Genomic DNA, 7,227 nt, shown 5'->3' with positions numbered 1-7,227 from the left:
CTATCGGCTCTTGGTCTAGCCACTACTACGGGAACCTGGCTGTTCCCAAGCCCCGTCGCTTTAGCGCGGGGTCAGTGACAAGATGAAATACATTCAATCCAAATCCACCCGAGACCCCCAAATATCTTGGGGCAAAAACTTACGCTCCGCCGGAATCTTGGCTACAGGTTCGGTCAGCGTAAAAACTCCCGTATCAATCCAGTGTTTTAACGCCAAAGCCACTTGACGGGAGCGGTAAATACTGGCTAGCGGTGCCACTCGTACTGTCTTGCCTTCGATGGTAATGCGACCGGATTTGAGCTGGGCGTAGCTCACCAACCCAAAGGTCGGTCTTACCCGTCGGGGAATGGAAAAATCCACCACCGGTGCCACTACCTCTTGGTCTCGCACCGCACAATTGGCAACCACCTGTTCGTTTAACACGGGAAACGGAATCCCCACTCCCAACATCAAGGAAGGACCGTAGTATTTAAAATAGCAACCGCGAATCCACTTGGGGTCGCACTGTTTGGCATCGGCAATCAAAGCTAATGTGGAAGCTGGACCAATGGGGGTGCGGTTGGGCAGGCGTTTTTGTACTGGGAAGTGTTGGGTGCCTTCCCAGGTGATATAGCCAATGCCACCACCGACAAAGACTCGGGTGCCAATGCCAATGGTTTGCAAATCTGGATCGTTCCATAAGGGGGAAATGGCCCCGGGATTGGAATAGACAGCGTTAGCCAAACGGGGAAGCAAAGGACCAAGATAGGTATATAAGGTGCGATCGCCCCCATTCACGCCGACGATGAAATTTTGATAGACGTTGCGCGGGTTGTACAGATAAAACTGATTAATGGTATCCCGGCTAATATTGGTTTCAAAGGAAGCCCGGGGATAGCAGTCCGTAGCGTGACCGAAGGCTTTTAAATGAACGGATTTGCCGGCAATTAAATCGCAGATGACGTGACTGCCACCGCGGTTTTCGTTGAGTTCCTCAGCATCTTCGGGAATTTGAGCGGCACCCAGATACAAATCCACCGCACCAAATCCGGTATAGGCAGGAATGCCATCCAACCAACATTTATACAGTTTAATCGGCGGATCGGTGTGTCCCAAGTTAATGATGGCACCGGAAGATTCCATGGGTTCAAAGGTACCGGTGGTGATGACATCTACCTGTTTGGCCACTTCCGCTACACTGCTTTGGGCAACTTTGGCTTTGACCTCCTCGGCGGTCCAAACAACGGCTTTTTGCTTTTGAATTTTGTCGTTAATTTCGGCAATGGTTCGCTCGGTCATAGTTTTGTTGGCTTCCCCCAACCTCTAGGGGAAAATTTTTTGCCAATTTTAAGTCAACGACAGAATTTTTCCACGCAACGCACGAACATTTCTACCCCCATGGCTAAAGCCGACTCGTCAAAGTTAAAGCGGGGATGGTGGTGGGGATAGTCCAACCCTTTCTGGGGATTGGCGGCACCGAGGAAGAAATAACACCCGGGCACTTCCCGCAGGAAATAGGATACGTCTTCGCCAGCCATGGTTTGGCACTCTGGTACTACGCCAGCTTCGGTTTCTACGACTGTTTCGGCTACCGATCGCACTAAATCGGCGATCGCGCTGTCGTTGACCACCGGCGGATACTGCTGCCAGTATTTTAAGTCGTAGCTGGCACTGTGGCTTTGACAGACGCCGGCGATGATTTCTTCAATACGTTTGCCGATATATCCTTCATAATCGGGATTGTAATAGCGTACAGTACCCCGCAAGTTGGCCGTGTCGGCGATCGCGTTGTAGGCACTGCCGGCGTGGAGTTCCCCAACTGTGAGCACCACTGACTCCAAAGGATCGATGTTACGGGCAACAATGGTTTGTAAGGCATTGACCACCTGGGCAGCCAAGACTACGGCATCGGTGGTTTGATGGGGAATGGCACCGTGACCGCCCCTTCCCAACAGGGTACAGCGAAACAGTTCCACCGCTGCCATTAAATAACCACTACGTACGCCTACGGTTCCCAAGGGCAGGTTGTTCCACAAATGCAAGCCAATCAACGCATCCACATCGGGATTTTTTAAAACCCCAGCTTCTACCATGGGTTTGGCACCGCCGGGACCTTCTTCTGCTGGTTGGAAGATAATTTTTACCGTACCGGCAAACGCATCCCGGTGTTGGGATAGATAGCAGGCCGTTGCCAGCGCGATCGCGGTGTGCCCGTCGTGACCGCAAGCATGCATTTTTCCGTCATGTTGGGAACGGTAAGGAATGTCGTTTTTTTCGGTGATGGGCAAAGCGTCGATATCTGCCCGAATGGCCAGCACCGGACCTGGTTTGCTAGCGCGAATGAGGGCCACGACCCCGGTTTGGGCAATGCCTGTTTCGTGTTCGATACCCCATTCCCTGAGTTTTTGGGCAATGAGTTGGCATGTTCGTTGTTCTTGAAAACCCAATTCGGGAAACTGATGGATTTGCCGCCGTACTTGCACCAACCAGGGTTGCAATGCTTGAATTTCTTGACGAATTTTGTGGATATTTTCTGATGTGGAAACTGTAGAAACCATAACCAAGAAAGCTCTCTAGAAAAACCGATCGCGGAAGTTGAAAATCAATGGATTTTTTGAACAAAGAAATGGGGTAAAAAAGCTTCTAAATGGAGATGGGAAATCGCTGCGATCGCTTTTTCTCCATCCCCGTCAATACCATAAGGCAAGCAACCCAAAACCGGTACTTGGGTTAAAGATTGAATGAGATCGGTAGGGGTGAGATTCTCAATGGCAGCCTCACTGTCGGGGGTCGCACAGTTGAGAACAATGCCCTGTAAGGGAATTTGATGTTGCCTGGCTAGGGCTACGTTGGCCACCAGGTGACCAATGCTTCCCAAACGCACGGGTGCCACCAAAACCACGGGCAAATGCCAATCCCGGGCTAAGTCGGCAACGGTTAGTTCCTCGGTAATGGGCGATCCCAATCCTCCCAAGGCTTCTACCAATACCCAATCTTTTTGTTGGGTCAACTGGGCAAAGGTTTGCCACGCCACTTTCAAATCAATGGTTTTTCCTGCTTTGGCCGCGGCAATGGGAGGTGCTAAAGGTTCTGGAAAATAGAGGGGGGTAATTTCTTCGAGGGATTGTTGCCCTGCCAAGAGACTGGCATATCGTTCGCGATCGCCGTAGCCGGCTTGAATAGGTTTGAGAACCCCCAACCTTTGAGCGGGCAAATACCGCTGCCAGTACGCTACCAACGCACAGGTAAAAACGGTTTTTCCCACCTCCGTATCCGTACCAGCCACGAGCAAAGCGCTGTGTCGCTCTAAATCTCCCATCATATTTCAATTGCAAATTGGTCTGTAAAAATTGCGGTTTTTGATTAATTTTCCATTGTAATTTGGAAGGTAAAATTGGTCCGACCGTAAGCCACCACATCAATTTGATAAACCTCATCGGTGGGTTGGGCGGGAATGGCTTGAATTTTGGACCCTGCCCCCGGTAAAGGTTCTCCTTCCTGGCGGCGAACATTGAGCAGGACGTTACCCGAAGTCACTTGCAAGCGCAAGACGTGTCCTTCCTCTACTTCTACAATATAACTTTTTGTTTTCTCGGGACTGGCTGTGCCGCTGACGCGCACTGTTTCCCCAATTTCTACTTCCAGTTGTTCCGCTTCGGTGGTAGAGGGGGTGGGGGTGGGTTCTGGCGTTGGTGTGGGGGTGGGTTCTGGCGTCGGTGTGGGGGTAGGTTTTGGCGTCGGTGTGGGGGTGGGTTCTGGCGTTGGTGTGGGGGTGGGTTCTGGCGTTGGTGTGGGGGTGGGTTCTGGCGTCGGTGTGGGGGTGGTCACGGGTTTGGGAGAGGGGGTAGGTGGGGCAGCCAGCAACACTTGCAGGCGGAAATTGCGCGTTGGTGCGGGGTCTACAGTACCATCTTCCTCTTTATTGGGCGATCGCTGGATTTGCAGTACATACTGGCCTGGCTGGGGCAATTTTCCCTGCCACTGGGAAGTATTTTTGCCGCGGCGGTCGATTGGGTTGCGATCGCTATCCAAAACGCTCATTTGGATGCCTTCACCGCGGACGCTAGCCTGTAATTTCTGGTTTTTGTTTCCCTCGAAGGTGTAGTGGAGAATTTCGTTGGGATTCAAACTGCCTTCTACGGTGATTTCTTCTCCCGGTTCGATTTCTAGGGGGATGGCAGCGATCGCTGGCGTAGGGGTGGTTTCCGGTGTGGGAGAAGGACTTGGGGTCGGTTCTACCGGCGTGTTGTTGGGGGCAGAGATGGGACTGGAACCGCGAAAAGACCGTACAATGCCCCAGGAAACGATACCTACCCCCCCCGCGATCGCCAGGGAAACCAAAACAATGGTCAAGGGATGGGGAGTGGAGGAAGAAGAAGCAGAGGCGTACCTAGGCACCGAAGTGGACGTTCTTTGAGGACTGCTACTCGATGGCGATGGTGGGGGAGAACTTCCGGAGACGTTGGTTGCCGGTCGCTGGCGACCTACTTGTACGGTGGGGATTTGCGAAGGGGAAGCTGGGGCAGCAGGGGAAGGAGTGGCTGTCTGGTTGGGAGGGTCCCCTGGCAATGCTTGCAAAACTTCCGCGGCCGTCTGGTAGCGATCGCCGGGGCGGTAGGCAACCATGCGCTGCAAAATGGCGCGCAACTGGTCGCTGGCTGGAATTTTTCGCCAGTCCCAAGCCATTTGGTTGTTGTCGAACAAATTTTGCGGCTCTTCCCCACTCAGCAAGACCAAACAGGTGACCCCGAGGGAGTACAAATCGCTGGATGGATAGACCTGACCAGTTTTCATTTGCTCGCTGGGGGAATAGCCAGCCTTACCAACGGTAGTGGCGGCGGTTTGGGAAGCTTGGGCTTGCATGCGATTGGCTAAGTCTTTGACCACACCAAAGTCAATGAGTACGGGCAACCCGTCGCTTTCGCGCTGGATGATGTTTTCCGGGGATAGGTCGCGATGGACGATGTTTTGGTTGTGGAGGTAAGCCAAAACTGGCAGCAAATCGGCAAGCAGTTGGCGAATTTCTCCTTCGGTAAAGGGACGACCTGTTTGGATGCGTTGCTGCAACAACGAGCGGTAGGTGGCACCGGCAACGTAATCTTGTACTAGGAAAAATCGTTGGTTCTGTTGAAAGGTGGCACGAAACTGGGGAATTTGGGAATGGCGAATTTGGTAGAGGGTGGCGGCTTCCCGCCGGAATAATTCTTGAGATTTTTCTAATGCTTGCGGGTTGTCGGGGGGTGGGATAAATTCTTTGAGGGCACACAGTTCGTCAAAACGTCCGATGTCTTCTGCTAAATAGGTACGACCGAAGCCACCTTGACCGAGGATTTTGACCAGACGGTAGCGTTCTTGTAAAACTGTGCCGACAGACAGGGGTGCTTGCATAGGTCCTGTGGGGATAGCGATGGCAGATCAAGACAGAAGAAAATACAGATTTGTTTGGTTTGGCTATAAAACAATCCTATGGGATTTTGAAAGCCTGGTGGCTGGCGTTGCTGTTTTTGCTCTATAGGAAGGCAGTAGCGACGGTAGCTAGTTTGTATAGATATAATAAAGATGGTCGGTAGCGATCGCGCTTCCCCGCCGGATAGGTGCTAGAAATTGGCAGAGCCGGAACGGTTGGCAAAAATACGATCGAGCGGCGATCGCGAGGGCAAAAAAACAAATTTTAAGTGAATTTACTTAGGTGGCGAAGCCATTGTCCCCCTCAAAAATCTTTTTTCCAGGGATGAAGTAGACCTCAACTTTTCTGGGAGGACTTCAGAAAATCTTTACATTTTGAGTGCCAATAGTTGTTAAGCAAAATTAGGCTAGATTCTAGAGGGAAATCTCAAAATTTCGCGGAAATTTATGGGCGTGAGATGATAAGATTTTCATGAATGAATGAATATGCTGCGGGGGTCTGCTGTGATCCGTTCTGCCACTTTAGCTGCTAACGCCACTCTACCTTCAGTTTTAGATCGCAACAACCGACTGCGGTTGTTTTCCGGGTCGGCCAATCCAACGCTGGCTCAGGAAGTGGCTCGTTACTTGGGCCTGGACTTAGGACCGATGGTGCGCAAGCGATTTGCCGACGGAGAAATTTACGTTCAAATTCAAGAATCCATCCGTGGCTGCGACGTCTACCTAATCCAGCCATCGTGCCATCCCGTCAACGACAACTTGATGGAATTGCTGATTTTGATTGATGCCTGCCGTCGGGCATCAGCGCGCCAAATTACAGCAGTGATTCCCTATTATGGCTACGCCCGTGCCGATCGCAAAACCTCTGGCAGGGAAGCGATCGCAGCCAAACTGGTTGCTAATCTCATTACCGAAGCAGGTGCCCATCGGATCCTGGCCATGGACTTGCACTCTTCCCAGATCCAGGGATATTTCGATATTCCTCTGGACCACGTTTTTGCTACGCCCGCTCTATTGAGTTATATCAAGAGCAAAGAACTATCCGATATCGTCGTGGTATCGCCGGATGTGGGAGGAGTAGCCCGGGCCCGATCGTTTGCCAAAAAGCTCAATGATGCGCCCCTAGCCATCATTGACAAGCGCCGACAAGCTCACAACGTAGCGGAAGTCCTTCACCTCATTGGCGATGTGAAGGGCAAAACAGCGGTGCTGGTGGACGACATGATCGATACAGCGGGGACCATTACGGAAGCCGCACGTCTGCTTCGCCGCCATGGTGCCAGACAGGTTTACGCCTGTGCCACCCACGCGGTTTTCTCAGACCCAGCTGTAGAACGTCTCTCCAGCGGCGTTTTTGAAGAGGTAATCGTCACCAACACCATTCCCGTACCACCGGAGAAACAATTCGAGCAACTCCAGGTGGTCTCCGTAGCCAATATCCTTGGGGAAACGATCTGGCGAGTCCACGAAGATAGCTCGGTTAGCAGTATGTTCCGCTAGGAACTTTGGCGCACCAACCGTCGCCCAATTCAAAAAAACAATGCGTTCCCACTCGAACAGATTTTTAAGGATAAGGATGGCCTTATCCTTTTTTTCTCGGTATTGATACTAACCCCCACACGCGGACAACATATTTGACTGCTCCCCTCTCTAAAGAGTAGGGGATTCCCAAAGGATACTGATACTACATGATGGGCTGAAGCCGCATCGCTACGCTTTTCTTTTGGACTGGCACCCAGAAGTTCATCCAGGTGGGATGAGTCAAAGCGCCCCTACACACTCGGCTGAGGTCAATGCCCAGCGTCATACTTACTTTTCTTAAAATATTTGCAGCACCATTAC

5 protein-coding genes are annotated in these 7,227 nt (G+C 51.8%); 1 reads left to right on the top strand and 4 read right to left on the bottom strand.

Annotation, left to right across the window (positions count from 1 at the left end; all coding sequences use genetic code 11):
• Positions 1-93 precede the first annotated feature (93 nt).
• From AS151_RS00375 to AS151_RS00360, 4 genes are read right to left on the bottom strand one after another with little or no spacing between them, the layout of a single operon-like run.
• A complete protein-coding gene (locus AS151_RS00375) occupies positions 94-1,278 on the bottom strand; it encodes a homocysteine biosynthesis protein (RefSeq protein WP_071515094.1) in 1,185 nt (394 codons plus the stop codon).
• A 53-nt stretch (positions 1,279-1,331) separates the two neighbouring features.
• Positions 1,332-2,537, bottom strand: coding sequence for a M20 family metallopeptidase (locus AS151_RS00370; protein WP_071515092.1), 1,206 nt, complete (start codon positions 2,535-2,537; stop codon positions 1,332-1,334).
• 44 nt (positions 2,538-2,581) lie between these two features.
• Entirely contained in the window at positions 2,582-3,301 is a 720-nt protein-coding gene (gene bioD, locus AS151_RS00365) for a dethiobiotin synthase (protein ID WP_343327411.1), read from the bottom strand.
• A 41-nt stretch (positions 3,302-3,342) separates the two neighbouring features.
• Entirely contained in the window at positions 3,343-5,367 is a 2,025-nt protein-coding gene (locus AS151_RS00360) for a serine/threonine-protein kinase (protein WP_071515091.1), read from the bottom strand.
• Positions 5,368-5,865: 498 nt separating this feature from the next.
• Between AS151_RS00360 and AS151_RS00355 the strand changes: the two genes are divergently transcribed.
• Entirely contained in the window at positions 5,866-6,885 is a 1,020-nt protein-coding gene (locus AS151_RS00355; protein WP_071515090.1) for a ribose-phosphate pyrophosphokinase, read from the top strand.
• Positions 6,886-7,227: the final 342 nt, after the last annotated feature.

It is taken from the genome of Geitlerinema sp. PCC 9228, from assembly GCF_001870905.1.
In the GTDB taxonomy this organism is placed as follows: Bacteria; Cyanobacteriota; Cyanobacteriia; order Cyanobacteriales; family PCC-9228; genus PCC-9228.
This window is presented reverse-complemented; position numbering and strand designations above follow the sequence as displayed.

Coding starts and splice junctions, on each gene's coding strand:
- AS151_RS00375 (WP_071515094.1), bottom strand. CDS start 1,278: ATGACCGAGCGAACCATTGCCGAAATTAACGACAAAATTCAAAAGCAA.
- AS151_RS00370 (WP_071515092.1), bottom strand. CDS start 2,537: ATGGTTTCTACAGTTTCCACATCAGAAAATATCCACAAAATTCGTCAA.
- bioD (WP_343327411.1), bottom strand. CDS start 3,301: ATGATGGGAGATTTAGAGCGACACAGCGCTTTGCTCGTGGCTGGTACG.
- AS151_RS00360 (WP_071515091.1), bottom strand. CDS start 5,367: ATGCAAGCACCCCTGTCTGTCGGCACAGTTTTACAAGAACGCTACCGT.
- AS151_RS00355 (WP_071515090.1), top strand. CDS start 5,866: ATGAATATGCTGCGGGGGTCTGCTGTGATCCGTTCTGCCACTTTAGCT.